27 protein-coding genes are annotated in these 21,664 nt (G+C 40.5%); 9 read left to right on the top strand and 18 right to left on the bottom strand.

Translation table 11 applies throughout. From position 1 onward, the window contains the following. Positions 1–150 precede the first annotated feature (150 nt). Positions 151–360, bottom strand: a complete 210-nt coding sequence (locus NSQ52_RS15125) for a hypothetical protein (protein WP_019744044.1) — start codon at positions 358–360, stop codon at positions 151–153. 219 nt (positions 361–579) lie between these two features. Between NSQ52_RS15125 and NSQ52_RS15130 the strand changes: the two genes are divergently transcribed. The 7 genes from NSQ52_RS15130 to mnhG are packed head-to-tail and all read left to right on the top strand — an operon-like array spanning position 580 to position 6,356. After that, positions 580–2,991, top strand: coding sequence for a Na+/H+ antiporter subunit A (locus tag NSQ52_RS15130; protein ID WP_178929931.1), 2,412 nt, complete (start codon positions 580–582; stop codon positions 2,989–2,991). Beyond that, entirely contained in the window at positions 2,988–3,419 is a 432-nt protein-coding gene (locus tag NSQ52_RS15135; RefSeq protein WP_008345843.1) for a Na(+)/H(+) antiporter subunit B, read from the top strand. Before NSQ52_RS15130 ends, NSQ52_RS15135 begins: the two co-directional genes overlap by 4 nt. Beyond that, positions 3,419–3,760 (top strand): Na(+)/H(+) antiporter subunit C, encoded by a 342-nt coding sequence (locus tag NSQ52_RS15140; protein ID WP_003213576.1) that lies wholly within the window; start codon positions 3,419–3,421, stop codon positions 3,758–3,760. The genes NSQ52_RS15135 and NSQ52_RS15140 overlap by 1 nt, the downstream gene beginning before the upstream one ends. Continuing rightward, positions 3,753–5,231, top strand: a complete 1,479-nt coding sequence (locus NSQ52_RS15145) for a Na+/H+ antiporter subunit D (RefSeq protein ID WP_079920595.1) — start codon at positions 3,753–3,755, stop codon at positions 5,229–5,231. The genes NSQ52_RS15140 and NSQ52_RS15145 overlap by 8 nt, the downstream gene beginning before the upstream one ends. Before the next feature lie 6 nt (positions 5,232–5,237). Then, positions 5,238–5,717, top strand: a complete 480-nt coding sequence (locus tag NSQ52_RS15150; RefSeq protein WP_008345848.1) for a Na+/H+ antiporter subunit E — start codon at positions 5,238–5,240, stop codon at positions 5,715–5,717. Beyond that, positions 5,717–5,998 (top strand): Na(+)/H(+) antiporter subunit F1, encoded by a 282-nt coding sequence (locus NSQ52_RS15155; protein WP_008345849.1) that lies wholly within the window; start codon positions 5,717–5,719, stop codon positions 5,996–5,998. The genes NSQ52_RS15150 and NSQ52_RS15155 overlap by 1 nt, the downstream gene beginning before the upstream one ends. After that, on the top strand, positions 5,982–6,356 hold the full coding sequence (mnhG, locus tag NSQ52_RS15160) for a monovalent cation/H(+) antiporter subunit G (RefSeq protein ID WP_003213369.1): 375 nt from the start codon (positions 5,982–5,984) through the stop codon (positions 6,354–6,356). Before NSQ52_RS15155 ends, mnhG begins: the two co-directional genes overlap by 17 nt. Before the next feature lie 90 nt (positions 6,357–6,446). Here the strand turns inward: mnhG and NSQ52_RS15165 are convergent, their stop codons facing one another. The 6 genes from NSQ52_RS15165 to degQ all read right to left on the bottom strand — a co-directional run bounded on the left by NSQ52_RS15165 (position 6,447) and on the right by degQ (position 11,265). Beyond that, positions 6,447–6,836, bottom strand: coding sequence for a hotdog fold thioesterase (locus NSQ52_RS15165; protein WP_017358943.1), 390 nt, complete (start codon positions 6,834–6,836; stop codon positions 6,447–6,449). Positions 6,837–6,859: 23 nt separating this feature from the next. Further along, positions 6,860–7,501 (bottom strand): response regulator transcription factor, encoded by a 642-nt coding sequence (locus tag NSQ52_RS15170; protein ID WP_007500477.1) that lies wholly within the window; start codon positions 7,499–7,501, stop codon positions 6,860–6,862. Positions 7,502–7,581: 80 nt separating this feature from the next. Then, positions 7,582–9,888 (bottom strand): ATP-binding protein, encoded by a 2,307-nt coding sequence (locus NSQ52_RS15175; protein WP_073412603.1) that lies wholly within the window; start codon positions 9,886–9,888, stop codon positions 7,582–7,584. 13 nt (positions 9,889–9,901) lie between these two features. Next, entirely contained in the window at positions 9,902–10,072 is a 171-nt protein-coding gene (gene comX, locus NSQ52_RS15180) for a competence pheromone ComX (RefSeq protein ID WP_017358941.1), read from the bottom strand. Further along, complete coding sequence (locus NSQ52_RS15185) at positions 10,050–10,973, bottom strand: polyprenyl synthetase family protein (RefSeq protein ID WP_008345863.1); 924 nt, start codon at positions 10,971–10,973, stop codon at positions 10,050–10,052. The genes comX and NSQ52_RS15185 overlap by 23 nt, the downstream gene beginning before the upstream one ends. A 151-nt stretch (positions 10,974–11,124) precedes the next feature. Then, a complete protein-coding gene (degQ, locus tag NSQ52_RS15190; protein WP_003213123.1) occupies positions 11,125–11,265 on the bottom strand; it encodes a degradation enzyme regulation protein DegQ in 141 nt (46 codons plus the stop codon). 505 nt (positions 11,266–11,770) lie between these two features. On the opposite strand from degQ, the gene NSQ52_RS15195 reads away from it, so the two are divergent. After that, positions 11,771–12,124, top strand: coding sequence for a hypothetical protein (locus NSQ52_RS15195; protein ID WP_017367963.1), 354 nt, complete (start codon positions 11,771–11,773; stop codon positions 12,122–12,124). Positions 12,125–12,160: 36 nt separating this feature from the next. On the opposite strand, the gene NSQ52_RS15200 is transcribed toward NSQ52_RS15195, so the two are convergent. The 9 genes from NSQ52_RS15200 to NSQ52_RS15240 form a co-directional block, all read right to left on the bottom strand. Continuing rightward, on the bottom strand, positions 12,161–13,387 hold the full coding sequence (locus tag NSQ52_RS15200) for an HDOD domain-containing protein (protein ID WP_035701209.1): 1,227 nt from the start codon (positions 13,385–13,387) through the stop codon (positions 12,161–12,163). A 140-nt stretch (positions 13,388–13,527) separates the two neighbouring features. Then, complete coding sequence (locus NSQ52_RS15205) at positions 13,528–14,997, bottom strand: nicotinate phosphoribosyltransferase (protein WP_007500472.1); 1,470 nt, start codon at positions 14,995–14,997, stop codon at positions 13,528–13,530. 17 nt (positions 14,998–15,014) lie between these two features. Next, positions 15,015–15,566: an isochorismatase family cysteine hydrolase gene (locus NSQ52_RS15210; RefSeq protein WP_008345872.1), complete on the bottom strand. Its 552-nt coding sequence runs from the start codon at positions 15,564–15,566 to the stop codon at positions 15,015–15,017. Between the two features lie 60 nt (positions 15,567–15,626). After that, on the bottom strand, positions 15,627–16,034 hold the full coding sequence (locus NSQ52_RS15215; RefSeq protein ID WP_007500468.1) for a YueI family protein: 408 nt from the start codon (positions 16,032–16,034) through the stop codon (positions 15,627–15,629). A gap of 27 nt (positions 16,035–16,061) precedes the next feature. Beyond that, entirely contained in the window at positions 16,062–16,310 is a 249-nt protein-coding gene (locus tag NSQ52_RS15220; RefSeq protein WP_024719734.1) for a YueH family protein, read from the bottom strand. A gap of 95 nt (positions 16,311–16,405) precedes the next feature. After that, complete coding sequence (locus NSQ52_RS15225; protein ID WP_008345878.1) at positions 16,406–16,627, bottom strand: spore germination protein; 222 nt, start codon at positions 16,625–16,627, stop codon at positions 16,406–16,408. A 101-nt stretch (positions 16,628–16,728) separates the two neighbouring features. Then, positions 16,729–16,950, bottom strand: coding sequence for a spore germination protein (locus NSQ52_RS15230; protein WP_008345880.1), 222 nt, complete (start codon positions 16,948–16,950; stop codon positions 16,729–16,731). Positions 16,951–17,018: 68 nt separating this feature from the next. After that, positions 17,019–18,122 carry an AI-2E family transporter gene (locus NSQ52_RS15235; protein WP_039168924.1) on the bottom strand — a complete coding sequence of 368 codons (1,104 nt, stop codon included), beginning with the start codon at positions 18,120–18,122 and terminating at the stop codon, positions 17,019–17,021. 184 nt (positions 18,123–18,306) lie between these two features. After that, entirely contained in the window at positions 18,307–18,543 is a 237-nt protein-coding gene (locus tag NSQ52_RS15240) for a YuzF family protein (protein ID WP_003213721.1), read from the bottom strand. Positions 18,544–18,723: 180 nt separating this feature from the next. On the opposite strand from NSQ52_RS15240, the gene NSQ52_RS15245 reads away from it, so the two are divergent. Further along, positions 18,724–20,208, top strand: a complete 1,485-nt coding sequence (locus tag NSQ52_RS15245; protein WP_342473523.1) for an alpha/beta hydrolase — start codon at positions 18,724–18,726, stop codon at positions 20,206–20,208. On the opposite strand, the gene NSQ52_RS15250 is transcribed toward NSQ52_RS15245, so the two are convergent. Both NSQ52_RS15250 and NSQ52_RS15255 read right to left on the bottom strand, forming a co-directional pair. Beyond that, entirely contained in the window at positions 20,205–20,738 is a 534-nt protein-coding gene (locus tag NSQ52_RS15250; protein ID WP_007500462.1) for an HD domain-containing protein, read from the bottom strand. The two genes, NSQ52_RS15245 and NSQ52_RS15250, sit on opposite strands and share 4 nt — an antisense overlap. A 144-nt stretch (positions 20,739–20,882) precedes the next feature. Continuing rightward, the gene (locus NSQ52_RS15255; protein WP_342474118.1) at positions 20,883–21,626 is read right to left on the bottom strand and encodes a (S)-benzoin forming benzil reductase; all 744 of its coding nucleotides are present in this window, start codon (positions 21,624–21,626) and stop codon (positions 20,883–20,885) included. Between the last annotated feature and the right edge of the window lie 38 nt (positions 21,627–21,664).

Raw genomic sequence — 21,664 nt, forward strand, 5'->3', positions numbered from 1 at the left:
GAAGGACGAGCACCGGAGCAGAGCGAATCTGACATTCGTGAGCACCGGAGCGCAGGACTGACAAAGAATGCGAGGGTTTGTCTACACGCTGAGCATGTCCTTTTCGTAAGGAACATGCTTTTTTTTATATTTCTTTTCTCCCATACATCCTCATTCATCAGCTAATACAATTCGTATATACTCCCGAGGCTGAAAAGGATACTGTTTCGCCTGCGGATAGGTCATATGGAGGAGTTGTTCAGAAAATAGCGGCCATTCACTCCCGGCCTGCCACCTTTTTTGATCATTTCGTTCAATCAAGAATGCTCCTCCTAAAATCGTGCAGAATATGCTTAAGCTGATGGCGATCTTTCGTTTCATTTGATCAGCTCCTTTAAGAAAAGCATGTACGAAATACAAAACAATATACAACGAGTTTCATTTTTGATAAAATATTTTTTGTGGTCAAAAGAACTCAAAACAAATTCAATTTGTCGTAAATCAGTTCAAACCAATGCACTATGTCTGTATTTACGCTATAATTTTAATTACCAGTTCTTTAGAACGTGAATTTATATTGATCAAAGGAGGTTCATTTTCTTGCAGCTTATTCACTTCGCCATCCTATCACCTTTTTTACTTGCCTTTGTCGTCCCTTTTCTTTTTAAATACGTAAGGCGTATACATACAGGATGGTTTGTTCTCATCTTGCCTATTCTTTTATTTACCTATTTCATCCAAATGCTCCAGATCACCTCGAATGGACGAACGTTGTTCTCACAAGCTGAATGGATTCCCTCTCTAGGGATGAATTTCACTGTATATGTAGATGGTCTCAGCCTGTTATTTGCTTTACTCATCACAGGTATTGGTGCACTTGTGGTACTGTACAGTATTTTCTACTTATCAAAGGAAAAAGAACAGCTTGGCTCTTTCTATACGTATTTATTAATGTTTATGACCGCTATGCTCGGTGTTGTCCTCTCTGATAACATGGTCGTACTTTATTTGTTCTGGGAGCTAACAAGTATCTCTTCCTTCCTCTTAATTGGGTATTGGTATAAGCGTGAGCGTTCTCGTTACGGAGCAACCAAGTCACTGCTTATTACTGTGTTTGGCGGATTAGCTATGCTTGGCGGCTTCATCCTCATTTACCTGATCACTGATTCATTCAGTATTCGCGAAGCAGTCAATCAGCTTCAGCTCATTATGGCATCACCTTATTTCATCCCTGCGATGGTTCTCATTTTACTAGGGGCCTTCACGAAATCAGCGCAGTTCCCATTTTATATTTGGCTGCCTGATGCTATGGAAGCACCAACCCCTGTAAGCAGTTATCTGCATTCTGCTACTATGGTCAAAGCCGGTATTTATCTGGTTGCCCGCTTTAGTCCGATTTTTGCTATATCAGAGGTGTGGTTTTGGACCATTTCGATTGTCGGACTTATCACACTATTCTGGGGATCTTTCCACGCCGTTCGGCAAAATGATTTGAAAGCCATTCTGGCCTTCTCGACAGTGAGTCAACTCGGTATGATTATGCTCATGCTAGGAGTAGGCGCAGCTGCCATTCATGAAAACAACCCTGCCTTTTTTGGTGCAGCCGTTCTTGCTGCTATTTTTCATCTCATTAACCACGCAACCTTTAAAGGTAGTCTCTTTATGGCAGCAGGGATTATCGATCACGAAACAGGTACACGTGATATTCGCAAATTAGGTGGATTAATGACCATTATGCCAATTACCTTTACAATTACGTTAATTGGTACATTCTCGATGGCTGGACTCCCGCCTTTTAATGGATTTTTAAGTAAAGAGCTATTTTTCACAAGTATGATTCGGATTTCTGACATCAGCTTTACGGATGTTTCAACATGGGGGGCTGTCTTCCCTGCTATCGCTTGGCTCGCTAGTGTGTTTACGTTCATCTACAGTATGATGATCGTCTTCAAAACATTTAGAGGCCGTCTGAATGTCGATCAATTGGAGAAAAAACCGCATGAAGCACCGATTGGTATGCTGATCCCGCCAATTATTTTAGCTGCACTTGTGGTCACGTTTTTCTTTTTCCCTAATATTCTTGCCTATTCTGTCATTGAACCTGCCATTCAAGCGATCATTCCAGAAGCCATTCAAACAGGAAGCCGCTTTGCCGTAAAAATTGAAGCGTGGCATGGATTCCAGCCAGAGCTTTACATGACAATTGGTGTAGTTGCGCTCGGTACCATTGGCTATTTAACGCTGTCAAAATGGCGCCCAATGTACAACATATTTAAAGAAAAATGGTCATTTAACGCTTTGTATGATCGTTCACTTATAGGTGTAGAAAAAGGGTCATACCGCCTAACAAACAGCTATATGACAGGATTCCTTCGTGACTATCTTGTCTATGTATTTGGTTTTATGATTATCGTGCTGGGCAGCGTGATGTTCTACAAGCAAGCCTTCTCATTTCAAACTGAGCACGCTGCATCAATCGGCACGTACGAAGCCATCCTTTCACTTGTGATGGTCGCAGCGACAGTCACGACTGTATTTGCTCGTTCACGCTTAACAGCTATTATTGCGCTAGGTGTTATGGGCTACACGCTGTCACTATTCTTCGTGATTTTCAGAGCACCTGACCTTGCGCTGACACAGCTCATTATTGAAACCATTTCTGTCGCGCTGTTTTTACTTTGCTTCTATCATTTGCCAAAGCTGAGTCTGAAGCAAAAAACACGAAGATTTAAATTAACAAATTTGATGATCTCATTAGGTGTTGGAGTTGTTGTCACCTGTCTTGCTTTTGCTTCAACAAGCCAGCAGTCTCTTGACACGATTTCAACGTACTTCATTGAAAACAGCTACAAACTGGCTGGCGGAGACAATATTGTCAATGTCATTCTTGTCGATTTCAGGGGCTTTGATACACTCTTTGAAATTACAGTGCTGGCCATTGCGGCACTTGGTATTTATGGATTATTAAAGGTAAAAGCACAAGGAAAACGGAAGAGAGGCGTACGGCGATGAGAAAGATTGATACGAATGATATGCTCTTACAAGTCACTACTAAAATTACAGCATTCATCATCTTGCTTTTCTCACTTCACCTATTTCTTGCAGGACATAACAATCCTGGCGGAGGATTCATTGGCGGTTTGATGAGTGCTGGTGCTGTCGTCCTTCTGCTTTTAGCCTATGACCTTAAAACAGTCAGACGCATTTTACCATTTGACTTTATTTATGTGGCTGGTGTCGGTTTGCTCGTTGCCATCCTAACAGGCATGGGATCTTTTCTGTTCGGAGCACCTTTCCTATCCCATGCATTTGATTATTTCCAACTGCCGTTTCTAGGGAAAACAGAACTGGCGACAGCAGTCCTGTTTGATATCGGTGTGTATTTAGTTGTTGTTGGTGTCACCATGACCATTATTCAAACGATTGGAGAGAAGGAATAATGGAATTTCTAATGTCTATTATCGTCGGAATCATTTTTATGGCAGCGACCTATTTAATGCTTTCAAAAAGCCTTCTGCGGGTCATCGTCGGTACTGCCGTTTTAAGTCACGGCGTCCATTTGCTTCTATTAACAATGGGCGGCTTAAAAAAGGGAGCACCTCCTATTTTGAAAGAGGGGCTCACATCCTATGTAGATCCATTGCCACAAGCATTAATTTTAACAGCCATTGTCATTGCTTTTGGTGTAACATCCTTTTTGCTCGTGATGGCCTTCCGTGCCTTCCAAGAGCTGAGAACAGATGACATGGATCAAATGAGAGGAAATGATCAGCATGAATAATCTCGTGATCCTGCCTATATTAATACCATTACTAGCTGCTACATTATTGATTTTTATGAATAAAAACACCATGCTGTCGAGAGGCTTTAGTGTATTTGCATCTCTTTTAGCCATTATCTGTAATGTCTATTTGGTCCAAACGATTTTCACAAACGGCATACAAACCCTTTACCTAGGCGGCTGGAAAGCACCGTTTGGCATTGCCCTTGTGGCCGATCAGTTTGCTGCACTTCTTGTTTTGACCGCTTCCATTGTTGGACTTGTCACAGTTCTTTTTTCCTTTCAAACGATTGGGAAAGAAAGAGAGCGGCTGTTCTATTATTCTGGTGTCCAATTCTTGTTAGCTGGCGTGAGTGGTGCCTTTTTAACGGGAGATATTTTCAACCTGTTTGTCTTCTTTGAATTGTTGCTGATGGCATCTTATATGCTCATTGTTCTGGGTGGTTCAAAGCCTCAGCTTCGTGAATCACTGAAATACATTGTGTTTAATATTATCTCATCGGCATTATTTATTGTTGGCGTAGCGTGTTTATATGCAGTCACAGGCACACTGAACATGGCTGATTTAAGTGTGAAAATAGCTGAATCTGGGCAAACAGGGTTAATCACCGTGATTGCCATTCTGTTCCTGATTGTATTTGGCTTAAAAGCTGGGGTCTTCCCGCTTTATTTCTGGTTGCCAGGGTCTTATCATGCACCGCCAGCAGCGATTTCAGCTTTGTTTGGCGCACTGCTGACAAAGGTCGGGCTATATGCGATTGCCAGGGTCTTTACGCTCATCTTTATACATGATACAGGTTTTACACATACACTTATGGCTTGGCTAGCCGCTCTAACGGTTATATTCGGTGTCATTGGCTCTATCGCCTATTCTGATGTGCAAAAAATTGTGATTTATAACATTGTCACAGCTGTTGGTGTCATTTTGTTTGGGATTGCGGCCAATACACCGGCATCACTTCAAGGCGCCATTTATTACCTCATTCACGATATGGTGATCAAAGGAGCTCTATTTATGCTCGCAGGGGCACTGTTTGTGTATGCTGGAACCAATCATCTGAAAAAAATGGGTGGGCTGATTCAATCCCAGCCTCTACTCGGCTGGATGTTCTTCATATCGGCTTTATCACTTGCGGGTATTCCTCCGCTAAGTGGATTTGTTGGCAAGCTGAAAATTGTTGAAGGTGGGTTTTCTGCTGGGTACATGACGTTCTCTATCCTTGTTTTACTGTCCAGTCTTCTTGTCCTTTATTCTGTTATGAGGATTTTCATGCTCGCGTTTTGGGGAGAGGATCAGGATATGCGAAGAAGAAAGCCATCCATTAGAGGAATGGTGTATCCTGGGGTACTGCTTGTTATCTTATCGCTTGCGATTGGATTAGGCACAGAATTCATTGCACCTTATATCAATCAAGCTGCGGAAATGCTTTCAACACCAGAAAAATATATTCAAGCTGTGCTGAAGGAGTAGATGAACATGGCCTTTCAAATATTATTAAACGCTCTCCTCGCCTTTACATGGATGTTTATGAATGATACATACAGAGCTGCAGACTTTGTATCAGGCTTTGCACTAGGGATGATCGCCATTTTTATGCTACGGCGATTCTTCCCGCAACGTTTTTACGGCTATGCCCTTTATGCGATTTTCAAGCTCGTCATCATTTTTATCAGAGAGCTGCTTCTTGCCAATTTGAGTGTACTCAAGACGGTGTTATCTCCAAAGCTTAAGATCAAGCCTGGTATTTTCGCCTTTCGTACAGATTTAAAAACAGATTGGGAAATCACCATACTGGCCAATATGATTACATTAACACCTGGTACACTGGTCATCGATATTTCCGATGATCGTTCGATTTTATACATTCATGCGATGGATATTGAAGATGCTGAAAAAGCCATCCACGATATTCGGGTATCATTTGAAAAAGCGATTCAGGAGGTGAGCGGTAAGTAATGGAACTGATCTTGCAAATGTCACTTGGAATTCTTGCGCTGTCTACTTTGCTTTTTGTCATACGGGTCATCAAAGGACCTTCTATCCCTGATCGCGTTAGTGCGCTTGATGCGATAGGAATCAATTTAATTGGGATGACAGCCATCGTGTCTATCTTACTGAAAACCACTACGTTCTTTGAAATTATTTTACTGCTCGGTATTCTTGCCTTTATCGGCACTGTCGCTTTTTCCAAATTCCTTGAGAAAGGGGAAGTGATTGAAAATGATCGTCATCGCTAAAGCGATCGTGATTTTCTTTATTCTGCTTGGCGCCATCCTCTGTTTGATTTCAGCCATTGGTGTCCTTCGCCTGCCGGATGTTTACACACGTATGCATGCTGCATCAAAAGCATCGACACTTGGTGTTGTTCTCATTTTAGTTGGTGTATTCTTTCATGAATGGTTTCTTGCAGGGATCATCTCTGCGAAAATCCTGCTTGGGATTGTCTTTATCTTTCTGACCGCACCAGTCGGCGCTCATTTGATCGGAAGAGCCGCTTATAACACTGGTGTGAAAATGGACAAACGAAGTGTCCAAGATGATTATGGCGGTTTCCGTAACTTTGTCATTAAACGAAAAGAAGACTCTTATTTATAAATGAAGAACCTGACATTCAGGTCTTGTTCACTTTACCTGCATGTTCATAAAAGGGTATTAAAAAAAGCTTCCGCTGCACCGGGAGCTTTTTTATATGCGATCAATGACAGCGAGTGTACATCTTGACGTACAGATATGACGGTCTCGATCATCTTTTATATCGATTTGGAATACCATTGTACGCCGTCCAACATGTACAGGAACAGCTGTAGCTGTCACCACTCCATCACGTACAGATTTTAAATGATTGGCATTGATTTCAATACCTGAACAAACCTGCTTCGTTAAATCCAAATGAGCAGCGGCACCCATGCTTGCCACTGTTTCTGCTAGAGCAGCTGATGCTCCTCCGTGCAGTAATCCAAATGGCTGTTTTGTTCGGTGATCGACTGGCATTGTCGCCACGCATCGTGACGTATTGCATTCCACAATCTCAATCCCCAGTGCCTCAAGCAGTGTATTTGAACCACTCACATCCATCAAGGCCCTCTCCCTTCACACGTTTACAGCACACTTTCCGATTTTGCAATTAACACCGCTTCTGTTCGAGATCCAACATTCAGCTTATTAAAGATGGAGGTCAAACTGTATTCAATCGAGCGTTTGCTCAAATGAAGCACATCGGCGATCTCTTGGTTTGTGTACCCTTTTTCCACTTCTCTTAAGATTAAACATTCACGCTCTGTTAGCAGCTCATGATCCGTCTGCTGCGCCTGTTCTGGCTTCTCTTGCTGCTGTGAAATTAATTTCTTTAAATAGGATAGCTGAATGACAACTTCTCCTTGCAATGTGCGGTGTATGTATTCAATGATTTTGTCTTTTGTCTCTGTTTTACTTATTGCACCATGCAATCCAGCTCGAATGGCCTCTTCGAAATAATCATCTACTTCATATCCTGTATAAATGATAATTTTCACTTGTTGATTCGTTTCTAGAATTTGTTTGGCAATGTCCATTCCATTGATATCCCCGAGATTTAAATCCATCAAGATCACATCATAGATGGAAAAGTCATGCGTCTTTAAAAAGGCGCCTTCTGCATCAGGACTTAAACAATCGACTGATAGCTGCTGATCTGATTCTAATATGCTTTTTGTCCCTTCCATGACAGCCGGATGATCATCAATGACCAATATCTTCTTCATGTCTTCCTCCCTTTAAATCACTCACTTCCATTTTATATAAAAGACTTGGCAGATGCCAAGTCTTATTCCTTAAGAAATCGTTACAATTCCATTTCAATTTTCACCTTGAGCCCTTTTTCAGGTGCTGTGTGAATTTGAAGCTTTCCATTTAGAGCTTTGACTCGTTCCCTTATGCCAGAAAGACCCATGCTCATCGTGTGCTGATCAAGCTGGCTTGCATCAAATCCGACTCCATCGTCCTCATAATGGAGAACAACTTGATCTTTAATACAAATGAGCATCACTAAGACTTGGCTGGCCTTAGAATGCTTCAACGCATTGGATAGCAGCTCCTGCACTATCCGGTAAATATTCAGCTGTGAGTCAATATCAATGTCCAATTCTTTATCAAAGCGGGTTGTATTCAGCCTAATATGAAATGGCGCTTCCTCTTGAATTTGCGAAGTCAGCTTCGAAATTGCCTTCACTAACCCCAAATCATAGAGGAGCTGCGGCCGAAGTTCATGACATGTTTCTCTCGTAGTTTGAATCACCTTAGACATTTGTTCATTCCATGAGATCAATGAATTTTCAATAGATGTTGGGCATTGGTTGTTTTGGAAATTGGTTAAGAACATCTCGGACTGTCTCTTCAGTGAAATCAAATCCTGCAGCACAGAATCATGAAGATCCCTCGCTAAATCTGAGCGCTGCTTCTCTTCCATGGCGAACATGACTTTCTTCAGCCAGGCGGGATTGGCTTCCCGCTGTTTCAAATCCTCAAGATGCTCCATCAATTCTTCAATCTTGACGACATTTTCTAAACTGACACTTGTGTAAAATGCCAATGTTTTCAGCCATGAAATTTCATCGCGGGTTAGCTTAGGTGTCCGTAAATTAGATAAACAGCAAATCACAAACGAGTGACCGCCCCGCTCACCAATTTTCATCATGAATCCTTTATCCAACCCGATGATTTTACCAACTTCACCTAAAATATCTTGAAATTGATCTACATACTCTTTCCATAGCTGGCTTTCTTCTATTGATTCATCAATTTCAACAATTTGTCCATCTGCCTTCACTTCAAGCACAAAGGCTTTGTTCACAACAAGTACTTCTAAGATGGTGTATTTTAAATGATATAATACTTGATGAAGTGATGACGCCTCACGAATAAGCTGTGTAAATTTAAAAACGCTGTCCTGATAATTATGCTTTTCCGAAAAACGCTTCAGGCGAAAACGGAAATCGATGATTTCTTTGAAGTAGAAGACGGTGAGCATAAGAATGTACGTGATAATCGTAAATTTCACTGTATAGAAATTTGCATTTGGCTTTTGAATAAAATCAAAAATAACAACCACTAGTATTGTTGGTGTAATCGCTAAAAAGCCGTAGTATTTAATCCTCCCCATAAAGAAATCAACATTATACAGTTTATTTGACATAAATTGGTATACTAAGAAAAAAGGAATTAAAAGAACAAACGATGCAACAACATAAGGTGAAATAAAATATATACCAAAAAAATAAGGAATGATAAAAAATAGCATGAATGGACTGAATGCTGAGATTAAAATGAGTGCAAATGCTCGAAGTACATTGCTGACTTCATTGTCTTTCAATTTTTTAGCAGCCCTTATAGTGATAATAATCGAAAGGAAAGCCAGAACAAAAAATGAAAGTAAATTGACATATGCTAATAGATCTACTGGTCCTGCTTTATTTTTATAGAATAAAACTAATAAAACGTTAGTAACTGGAACTAGGTACAAATAAAAAAGAACTCGACGACGAATAATCTCTGTTCCTAATTCTTTTAAATATTGATACATAAAGTGCATATATAGTGGAGGTACAATATTCATTGTAACGATTACAAGAATACGACTGATAGCCTCTCCTTTTCCAGAACCACCAGAACTTACATAACCTATAGACACCGCCAAAAGAAATAAAGCTAAAATATATGCTGACTCTTTTTGGTTTGCTTTATTCATTTTTAAAATCATAAATATACAAAATAGACAGATGGAATAAAGAATGACTGGTATTAGATAAATAAACAGATTCGCTTGACTCAATAACCTTACATTCTCTAAATCAATTTTATCACCATGTCTATCAACGACTAAACTTTTAACATTAGCTAAAAAACCTCTTTTAACTTCTTCAACTGGTTTTTTATTCCCATTCACTTCAAGTATGATATCGCCTTTCCTAACTCCAGCTAGATAGCTATCTGTAAAATTATCGACATCCACTACCTCAAGTTGACCGTGACTATTTTCCTTAACAGCTGCTCCAACAAAAATATTAAATACGTTGATATAAGAGATGTAAATCACATAGATGAAGCTAAGGATAACTAATATAACTGTTAACTTAGAGTAAAACTTTCTCATAATATTTATCTACTCAAGCAGTTGCCCATATGATTGCTTTAATAACGTCTTCTTTCTGGAATCCGTCAACAATAATACTTGCAGTTTCTTGATCAACGTGAAGCAATGATGCGTTCCCATTAGCGATTTGATTTAATGTTGAAGGATTCTCCACTAAATAACTAACCAATTCCTGAATTTTCATCTTCTCCATCTCCATTTAAAAAAAGTATCAGTTTTTTCTTTTTTGAAGCCTCTAAATGTAGTTTCTTGAATGCTTCTTTAAACTTATTTCTGAGAAGGTTTCTCATAATAAATACATATTGTTGAGCACCAGATTTTTTTAATTTATCCTTTAATTCTTCAGAGCCGGCACTCTTATCCTTTGATTGAAAATAACTGAGCAAGTCTGAACTAGATGGATTAAACTCATTTTTCAAGTAAACTAGCGGTAATGTTTGCATTCTTTTAAAGTCAATATTATCTTTATTAAAAAGACCTAGATAGTCATTTTCAAGCTGTTCCGCCATTCCTAGGTAATAAGCATATTCTTCTACCTTCTTTTCAAAAGAACCTGTTGCCAAAACAACACCTAACACACAAGGTAATACAAACAGTGACCCTGCTTTTAACTTCATGATATTTAAACAATCCTGCTCATTCTCTGGCTCCAGTGTCATATCTATATGCTGCCCTTGCATTGACTGAATGGAATAAGAATATACATTGTTTAAAAGCTTCGCTCCATGATCAAGCTTTGAAAACACATCAAAACTCAATGCAAAGAGAACATTCGCCGCATTAATCGCAATTCCGCTCTGACATTTCATCCAAGGATACGAATCATTATCCTGATCTTCAATATCATCTAATATATCGGCAGATAAGATGAGAAGTTCAATCCCTGCTGCCAGTTTTGTAATCGCTTGCTTGTCTTGTCCGCCAAATGCCTCATAATGTTGGTAAGCCAATTGCCCAAAAGGAAATTCATTCTTTATATCTGTAAATTCGAGAAGCAGCTTTTGTAAATCATTTTGCCTGACTGCATGTTGAATAAAATCAGACATTTTCTGCTTGATTTTTGTATTCTCTAGATAGTTTAGCATACTCGATCTTGATCCTCACCCTCTCGCCTCTTATTTTACTAAAAAGAAATAAGCAAATGTCCACTGACATCACTATTTAACAATTATATAATAATATATCCTTTTTTTGTATGTATTTGGATAAAAAAAAGACTTGATGGTTATCAAGTCTTTAAGAAATTTTCACATATTCATATTTGTCGTATTGATCAATGCTTTTGTTAATGTTATGAAGAGAAGCCGTTGTTTCTCTAATTTCGTTTTCAAGTTTCCATAATAGTTGTTTAAGTTCTTCGATTTCATACTTTTCCATCGATTCCACTCTCCTTTTTTGGAAGATCAATGTATTTGTGTATGTTGATTGGGTCATAAGTATTTGATCTGTTACTAACAGTGTAAATGCTATTGAGTATTTTTTCACCGAAAAGTATGCACAAAATGTGTGCGTGATACCGCAAAATTCAATAGGTCTTTTTTCATCATTTTCAGACTTTTCAAATGATACTTTTATCTCAATTTCAAAGGAAATACGTCATTTTTGCGACATGAACAGGCATCATTCGTCACAATTCTCATGATACAGAACGTACGATCCCCTCTGTTTCCTCGGTTTTTCATGTTATAGGTCAGACGACAGGCTCTACTGTAGACACCGCAATTTTTTGGCGACATTCACCGAAATTGACCGCAAAAGTACCTATTTTTATGATGAATATGCAAAGGTAGAAAGATCATTTTGATTCTTTATTCGGATTTTCTTCATACATTTAGAACAGATATCCGTCCAAATTCACTTCAATGAGAGAAGAGGTGACCATGTGTTTTACTATGTTCCTTATCCGCCTTTGCAGGTTCCCGCAATAGGGAACGCATACCCGCGAACACCCATGACTTTTCCTCCAGTAGATGCTCATGCGTTTCAAAAGGCTGCAAAGGAATCAACCCGTCTCGTGGCTGATGCATCCCTCATTACACAGCAGATTTCCGGTTCGCTTTCGTTTGGACAGCGAATCATGGAAGCTGCTGAACGTGCTGACACCGCAAGTGTGATTCGAATGCTGAAGCAGATTGGGGTGAAAAGCAATATCGATATCCGCTTTAGTCCAGAAGGCATCCGTATTTACTTATCCCTCTCTTCCAGCAGGCTTTTTCTACTTTTACAGTGGGGATAACAAAGAAAGAAGCCGCTCTAGTGTGAGCGGCTTTTCTTAAGATTCAAACATTTTATGACACCATTCAATGGCTTCTATATAACAGCCGTAGGCTTCCTGCTTAGGGAGACTTCCACCTAACATCTCATCATCCCATTCATTTCGTTCAATACGTTTGGCAACGTCTAACACAAGGAAATAGTCATTTTCATAGCCAAGCAGTGCCTCACCTACTTCATCCGAAAGAGGCAGTTCTTTCACAAGTTCAGTAATGTCCGCCCTGACAAGCGTATCAATAAGTGAAAACATACCTGTTAGCATATAAGAAGCGGGATGCTCTCGTTCAGTCCGACTAGCAATGAGTTCACACGTTTTGGCACGAATGAACGACATTTTGATGATTTCCTTTTGGCTTGAGTTGGCTTGGACATTCAGTTCTTTAAATGAAAGGATAAAGATCCATCGCCGTATTTCATTAAACCCAAGCAGGATAATCGCCTGACGAATGCTCTTGATTTGATAAAGACGTCTCATGCCGCCAGAATTCAGCATTTTTAATAATTGATATGAAAGGGAAAGATCACTTTCTATAAAGTGCGTCACGGTCTGAATATTCGGCTGCTCCTTGCTCAGCTCATTCAATAGCTGATGGTATGCGTGGAAGCTAGTCGATAAGGCTCGTCCCGAAATGACGTGCGGCTCACTAAAGAAATATCCTTGAAACAAATGGAAGCCAGCTTCTAACGCTTCTTCATATTCTTTTCGCGTTTCTACCTTTTCAGCAAGGAATCGAAGTCTATACTTTTTATATGTATGTAAAATGTCTCTTCGTTCTTCACATGTTGTTTTCAGAAAATCAATTTTTAAAATATCAATGCAATAGAGGAGTTCATCGAGTAACTTGTCATGAAAATGTGTTCCGCTCAGAAAGAAATCATCGAGCGCAATCGTGTATCCCCACTTTTTTAATTGCTTACATCTCATAATAAGTGCCGGGGTAATCGGTACATTTTCTAATATTTCGATCACAAGCTGATGTGGATCAAAATAAGTGAGCAGATCAGACGAAAGCAAGCTTTCGGTGAAATTGATGTAGCATCGTTTTCCTTCTGTCAGTGTTTCGATGCCAATGTTTAAAAAACTATTGATAATGAGGTCCGTTGTCGCTTGATCACCATCTTCAGCGCTATATGTATTGGTTTCACTATCTCTATAAAGCAGCTCGTATGATACGACTTGTTCTTTTCTGTTAAAAATAGGCTGCCTTGCAACAAACACCCTCAACTGCTCCATTCCTCCTTTATGCAATGACAAACAAGATGTGCTTTCAGTATACCAAATGATTGCCCATAAGGTTCATTTTGAATCGTCCAACATGAAAAAAAAGAGACCATCTGGCTTGATGATCTCCTTTCCCGGGGTAATCAGCTTTCATAAAGCTCTTTTTTGATTTTATTTTTCACATCATGGATAAACTGCATCTTATTATCCCAGCATTTTTGACTCAAATCGACTGGGTATTCTTCTGGTTTGCTGATTCGTTTGTATTCCTCCCAGAAGAGTCCGAGACTGTCCTGCACATATGCTTGAATCGTTTGGATATCTGGATTATCATACACCAGCTTCCCTTGTTCAAAAATTGGGACATGAAGGTCCTTCGCCACAAAATTTGTCACAAATTTGCTGATAAATGTATGAACTGGATGGAACATTTTCAGCTTATCTTCACTTTGAACATCTTCTTCTTCAAGTGCAATGTAGTCTCCCTCAGAGTGATGATTCAATTGATTGATAATGCGATACACTCGTTTACGGCCTGGTGTTGTCACTTTCTCTGGATTAGAAGAAATTTTGATCGTGTCATTCATCTGACCGTTTTCTTCAATCGATACAAGCTTATATACAGCACCAAGAGCTGGCTGATCGAATGCGGTAATCAGTTTCGTTCCAACACCCCATACATCAATTTTTGCACCTTGTGCTTTTAAGTTCATAATGGTGTGTTCATCAAGATCGCTTGATGCAATGACTTTGGCGTCATGGAATCCAGCTTCATCCAGCATCGTTCTCGCCTTTTTAGACAAGTAGGCAAGGTCTCCGCTATCAAGTCTGACCCCAATAAAGTTGATTTTATCACCGAATTCTTTCGCTACCTTAATCGCATTTGGAATGCCTGATCTGACCGTATCATATGTATCCACTAAAAAGACACAGTCTGTATGTGTTTCGGCATATTTTCTAAATGCAGTATATTCGTCACGATATGCTTGTACAAGGGCATGGGCATGTGTGCCTGATACGGGAATATTGAAGCGTTTCCCTGCACGGACATTACTTGTTGCCTGAAATCCGCCGATCAGTGCTGCTCTTGCTCCCCACATGGCTGCATCCATTTCATGCGCACGTCTTGTTCCGAATTCTAATGCTGTCTCATCTTCAATGATTCCTTTAATACGAGCCGCCTTTGTTGCAATTAGCGTCTGGAAGTTCACGATGTTGAGCAGTGCCGTTTCAATTAGCTGCGCTTCAACAAGTGTTGCCTCGATACGCATAATAGGTTCATTCGCAAAGACAATTTCTCCTTCTCGCATTGAATGAAGTGTCCCTGTAAAAGACAATCCGCTTAAGTATTCAATGAAATCGCTTTTATAACCGAGTTCATCTTTTAAATATGCAAGGTCGCTCTCGGTGAAGGAGAAGTCCGATAAATATTCAATCGCTTTCTCTAAACCAGCAAATACAGCGAAGCCGTTGTCAAATGGAAGCTTTCTAAAGAAGAGTTCGAAGACTGCCTTCTTCTCATGAATGCCGTCTCTCCAATACGTTTCTGCCATGTTAATTTGATAAAGATCTGTATGTAGTGATAAACTGTCGTCAATAAACCGATGCTCCAACTTCCATTCTCCTTCCCTTACTTAACCACTTTCGCACCAAGCGTATGCTCAAAGTGAGAAAGTGCCCACTCGTGCCCCGCTTCATTAAAACTCGCTACGGCATTCTCATGAATCACAAGTTCAAAGCCTTTATTGTACGCATCAACAGCTGTATGAAGTACACAAATATCGGTACACACGCCGGCTAGGTGAAGTTCAGTGATGCCACGCTCGCGCAGTTTCATTTCTAATTGAGTGCCTGCAAAAGCAGAGTATCTTGTTTTTTCCATATAATAGACATGATTTAAATGTGTTGACGTGTGAAATAGTGAACTTAGTTTTCCGTAAAGTTCAATTCCTTCTGTCCCGCGAATATTATGGGGCGGAAATAACTTTGTCTCTGGATGATATGGATCTTGCTCTTCATGATGATCGACGGCAAAAACAACAAAGTGTCCTTCATCAATAAATGAAGAAGTGATCTCTGTGATCTTCGACTCAATCGCCTGTCCAGGCTTTCCGCACGTCAGTTTTCCATCGTCTGCAACAAAATCAACTGTATAATCAATACAAATCAATGCTTTGCCCATCCGCATCTCTCCCATATGCTCTTTTGAATCATTATAGCTTATTCATTTCACTAGGGAAACCTATTCAACAGATTCACGAGAAAAAGCTTTTTGAAAAAGCTCATCTTCTATATAGATATGCTCTTGATTGATCGCATGCGGCACCTCTATCACAAGCCCAAAAGGTGAATGTGACTCGTGATGGTTGACCACTTTAAAAGAACAACCAGCGGCATTTGCCATTTTGACATATGGAGAATAAGAAGCATATGACAATTCACCATTTAAAAGAACAGTGGCCTCTCGGTTTGCCTTCAATACTTGCTCTACCTCTTGATACGATTTATGTCTCGATACTTGCCCTTTTGTCAGAGCGAGAAGAGCACGTTCTCTTAATGAGCCGAGAAACATTCTTCGTTCATCTGGTTTTGTTTCAGCATGTCCAAATATCCCTTGCTGCAAATAAAAGTCTACGGATTCTTCTTTCATTGCTGTGTTCACTCCTGGTTTCTGAATTTACATTTCTGTGACCCAGTGCACAATTTTTTGTGCAAGTTCACGGGCTTCGTCTATTTCTACTCTTTTGTTTAAAGATTGTTCTAGTGCTTGCTCAAGCTGCGTTTTTTCGTCTTCATACGCAATAGAAATACTCCATTCTATGTCAGGTACAGCGACAAGCGTTTTATATTCTTTTTTATTTTCATGTAAATATACATTGTAGGTTGTTGGTTGCCCGCTTGTCAGATGCGCTTTTCTTATTTTCATTTGATGTGTTTTACCCCCCTTTTTCTTCTTCCTTCTTCTATCCATTGTACCATAAAAAAAGACAGCTTCTGAAAAGGAGACCCTTTCAAAGCTGGCTATGCGTTAAAGCTCTTTTGCTGGCTGATCAGGTTTGAATCCCAAACAAATGTGACGTTCGGATTGTTGAAGAATTGAACAAAATCTCCTGCATTATAGGTGCCTGAACCACCAGCGGAATGATCCACACTTTTTGGCGAAATGGCAAACACATCGCCGAAATGTGCAGAACCGTTTCCTATGACACGGTCAATATGAATGGGTCCAACAATTGCTGGCATCTTTCCACCACCTTTACTACCCTCATCATATGCCTAGCGGAACAATACGTGTCTATCCAACATAAAAAAGACAGCTGATATGTCATATGATCAGCTGTCTTTTATGCATTAAATGATTGAGGCTGGCCAAACAGTGTAAAGTCCCAAAGCATGGTGGCATTCGGATCGCTTGTCAGGGACATATAATCACCTGAATTAAAAGCTCCCGCTCCACCGGTCGAGTGATCTACAGCCAAAGGGGCAATGGCGAGAACGTCACCAAAAGTAGCCGAGCCGTTTCCGCCTAAAGACTCAATATGGATGGGTCCAACAATCGCAGGCATCTTCCTTCTCCTCCCTATTCGCTTATGTGAGTTATGTTATGCAAAAAGGGAAAAGTTGTGCATCTGCCCTAAACGTTTAAATGCTGTTCTTTTCGAGAGCGCTGACGCAGTTGAACCAATCTGACAATATTGAGTGTGATGGCTTTCAGTAGCGCATAGACAGGGACGGCAAAAATCATGCCAAGGATTCCGCCAAAACTTCCTGCCCCAATTAATAGCAAGATAATTGTTAACGGATGTGTGTTGAGACGTTTTCCAATGATCAATGGAGAAATGACGTTTCCATCGATCTGCTGAACAACAAGAATGACAATAACAGTCACAACCGCTTTTCCAGGCGAATCAAGAAAAGCAATGAGCACAGCTGGTGCCGCACCAAGATATGGCCCAAGATATGGAATGACGTTTGTCACCGCAATAATGATGCCGAGAATGAGCGCATATTTCACACCAATTAATAAGTATCCGATAAAACAAGCAACTCCGACAAATAAACAAACAACGATTTGCCCTTGTATGTAAGCAGCAAGCGTATCGTTTAATTCTTTAAAAATCTTCAATCCTTCCTTACGGTAAGGCATTGGCAAAAATTGAACGAGCTTGTCCGGAAACTTATGCCCGTCTTTTAGCATGTAAAATAAAATGAATGGAACGGTAATGACAGCGAGGGCAATATTCGCAATCACGCCAAACACCGCCGACATACTTGAAGCAATATTTTCCGGTAAATCTTTTAATGTCGAAACGATCGACTGTTCAAACTTCGAAACAGACACATAATCTTGGTTCATCATCCACGTAAATGTTTTAGAATGCGAGAAATCGTTGATAAATTTCTGCATGTCCGTGACATACCCTGGGAAACTTTTGACAAGTCCACCCACCTGCGTGACAATGACAGGTCCAGCAGCATTGACAATAAACGTGATAAGCCCGATGAATAGGAGATAAATAATCAGAATGGCGAGCGTCCTAGGTATCTTCTTCGACAAAAATCGAACAATCGGATTAAAGATGAAAAAGAGAATACCAGCCAGTAAAATAGGAACAAACAACGTTGAAGCAAATAAAATGATCGGCTGAAATAAAAACGAAACTTTTGTTGATACGTACACAATCAGTAAAACCAGTAATATTTGGAATGTCCAAAAATGAACTTTAGATTTTAACAAAGATGCTCCTCCTGTTACGTATTGACCTTATTAAAAAACTACTATTCAACCCACCTTCTGTCAACTGCTTCTTGTTTTAGAACCATATTTTTTGAAAAAAAAAGAACAATTGGTATATCATGCACTTTTTCCAGATATACATTCTGTAAGCATTGAAAAAAGCAGACACCTGTGCGTCTGCTTGTTACACTCTTTCACTGTGATCAGGCATCACCGACACGATTTGCTGGATCCGCACATAAAACACTGATTTTGCCCCCGCCTCAATCACAATATGATCCGGCATCACTTCCTTCAACTTTCCACGTACTGTATCTTTCACTGTTTGAACAATCAATCTCATACCGACTACTTTCTGCAATGTTTGATAAACATATGGATCAACTAATGAAACAAGCTGTGGACTTCCTTGTTGTGCCATGCTACCTGCCCCTTTACTTGTGTATTTACCCACAGCGTATGCAATGACCCATGTGAGTGTCACTCAGCAAACCTACAACATTATTACCGTATTTTTACATTTCGTATTTTTTTACAATTTTTAGAAGTATAATAGATTGGTGCTGCCAACATCTTAAATTATTTGAAGAGGTGAATGATCTTGAAAAAATTAATCTGTATCGTTGCTGTCATGCTCTTACTATCCTCTGCAAGTTATGCGCACGCAGGCACAATTGGAGATGCACCTGGTACACCAGGGAAGTGGTTTAAAGGAGAAGAACCGGTACAAAAAGACCTGTCAAAACCCCCACTTGTTTTTGTACATGGCATAAACAGTTCTTCCTCCACATGGTCTGATCGAAACGATATGGCAAAACAAGCTGTTCTGAACGGATACGAAAGCGCGTTCATAGATTTATATCCAGATCAGGACATGAAAAAGAATGGGAAACTATTAGCAGAAAAGTTAAAAGAAATCTATGAATTTTTCGGCAGAAAACTGATCATAATCGGTCATAGTAAAGGCGGAGTGGATACGCAGGCTGCACTCGTGTATTACAACGCTCATCCATATGTAGAGAAAGTCATCACACTTGGCTCTCCACATTATGGGACGCCGCTTGCGGATTTAGCCTATAGCAAAGGCGGAAGCTGGCTTGCGCAAATCCTTGGACAAAAGAGCGACGCACTCTATTCTCTGCAAACCGGGATGATGGCAGCTTTTCGAAGTGAAACCGACCGGCTGGAGATGTTTCCTCATAAATATGTAACCTATTCTGGTTCAGAATGGGGAACCTTTGGCGGAGTGCTTTATTTAGGCGGCATGTATTTAAAAAGCTTTGGTGCAAACGATGGCGCTGTGACAGTCAGCAGCACAAAGCTAGCATATGCAAACAATATTTTAACAGGAAAGTGGGATCACTTTTCGATCAAAAACGGCACAAGCATGTTCCCCGTATTTCAGGCACAGCTGCGTGCAAGTACCGCAAGCGCTGAAAGTGAAGACGAACAAGAGCAAGAACCAGTCTCTTCGGAGCTAAATACAAACGTTTATGTGAAAGGTGGAGAAAGTGAAAAGGATAAAACAGAAGCGTTCTATGTAGAGGAAGGAACGAATGGCCTATCGATTCAGTGGTTAAATGAAAGACAGGAAGCCAATCCGGAAATCGTTGCGCCAAATGGCGATGTCTTAACCAATTTGACGACATCGGAAGCATCATTCCCATATGAAGGCGCCTATTCACACCATGTGCAAATCAATAAACCCGTTCCAGGAAAATGGACGATTCGATCAAATTCAGGAAAAAAGGATCCTTATTTGCTACTTGTATCCTTTGATTCACCATTAAATGAAGAAATCAAAATCGCTGCAGCGAAATCAGGAGATGCATCGACACATTCGAGCAAGCTGATTAAACGATTAAGCAAAACTGTAGAGACCATTTATTTTAAAGATGCCGAGAAGGATCATCCACTGAAAACGAGCTCTTCATCAGCCGTTCAATTGAAAAAAGAAGGTGCTTATTCCGTCACGGTTCATTACACAGGTCTCACTGCGTCAGGGACATCGGCATTTAACCGTACTGTGATTCGCACATTGTATGTGGATCAGCACGGAACGATTCATGGAGATATTCCATATTAAACAGAGCGTTTCATGGGCTGAAGCGCCTGCTGCACTTTCTCATCCAAATCAGCAATTTTTTTGAGCGCAAGTGATTCATCTATTTGTCTGTAATGGTGGTGTCCACCAGGCTCTTCGTCCATTTCATCTGCTTTCTTCACAATTTGCTGGAGTGTGTCCTTATGCAGGTCGCCCTCTGGCAAATATGAATCTGTGTGAAGCAAAATCGCAAGGGCAATCTCTTTGGCTGCTTTTGGTTCCTCGCCTAGCCGTATGAGCAGTTTATGTGCCCGCTCTGCCCCTTTAATGGCATGAATATCATTCCGTCTATATGTCTCGTAATCCCATTCTCCGCCTGCTGTATACCATTCATAGTGGCCGATGTCATGCAAGAGTGCTGCTTTCACAGCAAGATCCGGGTTAATACCCGCCTGCATCGCCAGTTTGAATGCGTGATAAGCACAAGCAATGGCGTGGGCTTTTCCAGAACGATTTAAATATTTTTGAGCGACTGGATGGGTGTAAACATCCATTAATGTAACCTTTCTCATGGAAACCCCTCCTTATCTATATTTTTAGCATCCTAACATATTCTGAAAAGAAACTCAAATGTTCTGTCATATTTCCGATGAGTCTCAAAATTAGCTTATGCTCAATAAGCTGTCTTTGCTTGTACAATACGAAAAAAGCAGCCGTTATGACTGCTTTTTTCCATACTCACGGGCATCGTATACACAACCGCCAGCTGGGTCATCTGCTAGAAGGTCTAGTAAAATACCGGCCACTTCATCTGGGCTCTTTAGCGTACCTGTTTCATGTAATTGCTGAAACCGCTCAATTTGTTCAAAGTCCTGTTTGGAGGATTTCCGAATCTCTCCCTGCATATCCGTATCAATCGTACCGGGTGAAAAGGAAAACGTGGTGACAGGATATGCTTCGTCCTGCTGTTCCTCATGTAAAGTTCTCATAAACATATCAAGCCCTGCTTTTGAACTGCAATAGGCACTCCATCCTTTGTACGGATTTTTAGCTGCTCCAGAAGAAAGATGCACGATGGTTTTCTTCCCTTCAAGAGATTGTGTCTCTCTCACAAACACATGACTGAGCAAAACAGGGATGACAAGGTTCAGCGTATAATGCTGATGAAGCGTATCCTCTCCGCCTTGCCCTGCACGCTTGATAGGAGTCACCATTCCTGCATTATTGACAAGCAAGACGTCATAAGCGTCTGCGAGAGATTGCGAGGACAAGATGCCCTGAAGCCACTTTGCAGCCGATTCCTCATCAGTGAGATCGACCTGTGAATGCGTGAGGTGTGGATGGGATAGTGGCGACTCACTTCTTGCAGCGGTATACACGTTATCCCCGCGTGAAAGTAGCTGTTTGACAAGTGCTAAACCAAATCCTTTTGATCCGCCTGTGACGATTGAAATTCGAATGACAATCTCCTCCCTTGATAACACTATTTTAAATAGTG

It is taken from the genome of Bacillus sp. FSL W8-1141, from assembly GCF_038593205.1.
Classification (GTDB): Bacteria; Bacillota; Bacilli; order Bacillales; family Bacillaceae; genus Bacillus; species Bacillus altitudinis.

Coding starts and splice junctions, on each gene's coding strand:
- NSQ52_RS15175 (WP_073412603.1), bottom strand. CDS start 9,888: ATGAGAAAGTTTTACTCTAAGTTAACAGTTATATTAGTTATCCTTAGC.
- NSQ52_RS15210 (WP_008345872.1), bottom strand. CDS start 15,566: ATGGGCAAAGCATTGATTTGTATTGATTATACAGTTGATTTTGTTGCA.
- NSQ52_RS15140 (WP_003213576.1), top strand. CDS start 3,419: ATGGAATTTCTAATGTCTATTATCGTCGGAATCATTTTTATGGCAGCG.
- NSQ52_RS15155 (WP_008345849.1), top strand. CDS start 5,717: ATGGAACTGATCTTGCAAATGTCACTTGGAATTCTTGCGCTGTCTACT.
- NSQ52_RS15135 (WP_008345843.1), top strand. CDS start 2,988: ATGAGAAAGATTGATACGAATGATATGCTCTTACAAGTCACTACTAAA.
- NSQ52_RS15215 (WP_007500468.1), bottom strand. CDS start 16,034: ATGAAAGAAGAATCCGTAGACTTTTATTTGCAGCAAGGGATATTTGGA.
- NSQ52_RS15220 (WP_024719734.1), bottom strand. CDS start 16,310: ATGAAAATAAGAAAAGCGCATCTGACAAGCGGGCAACCAACAACCTAC.
- mnhG (WP_003213369.1), top strand. CDS start 5,982: ATGATCGTCATCGCTAAAGCGATCGTGATTTTCTTTATTCTGCTTGGC.
- NSQ52_RS15170 (WP_007500477.1), bottom strand. CDS start 7,501: ATGAAGAAGATATTGGTCATTGATGATCATCCGGCTGTCATGGAAGGG.
- NSQ52_RS15225 (WP_008345878.1), bottom strand. CDS start 16,627: ATGCCAGCAATTGTTGGACCCATTCATATTGACCGTGTCATAGGAAAC.
- NSQ52_RS15185 (WP_008345863.1), bottom strand. CDS start 10,973: ATGCTAAACTATCTAGAGAATACAAAAATCAAGCAGAAAATGTCTGAT.
- NSQ52_RS15165 (WP_017358943.1), bottom strand. CDS start 6,836: ATGGATGTGAGTGGTTCAAATACACTGCTTGAGGCACTGGGGATTGAG.
- NSQ52_RS15125 (WP_019744044.1), bottom strand. CDS start 360: ATGAAACGAAAGATCGCCATCAGCTTAAGCATATTCTGCACGATTTTA.
- NSQ52_RS15240 (WP_003213721.1), bottom strand. CDS start 18,543: ATGGCACAACAAGGAAGTCCACAGCTTGTTTCATTAGTTGATCCATAT.
- NSQ52_RS15145 (WP_079920595.1), top strand. CDS start 3,753: ATGAATAATCTCGTGATCCTGCCTATATTAATACCATTACTAGCTGCT.
- NSQ52_RS15150 (WP_008345848.1), top strand. CDS start 5,238: ATGGCCTTTCAAATATTATTAAACGCTCTCCTCGCCTTTACATGGATG.
- NSQ52_RS15250 (WP_007500462.1), bottom strand. CDS start 20,738: ATGAGAAAGGTTACATTAATGGATGTTTACACCCATCCAGTCGCTCAA.
- degQ (WP_003213123.1), bottom strand. CDS start 11,265: ATGGAAAAGTATGAAATCGAAGAACTTAAACAACTATTATGGAAACTT.
- comX (WP_017358941.1), bottom strand. CDS start 10,072: ATGAAAATTCAGGAATTGGTTAGTTATTTAGTGGAGAATCCTTCAACA.
- NSQ52_RS15230 (WP_008345880.1), bottom strand. CDS start 16,950: ATGCCTGCGATTGTTGGACCCATCCATATTGAGTCTTTAGGCGGAAAC.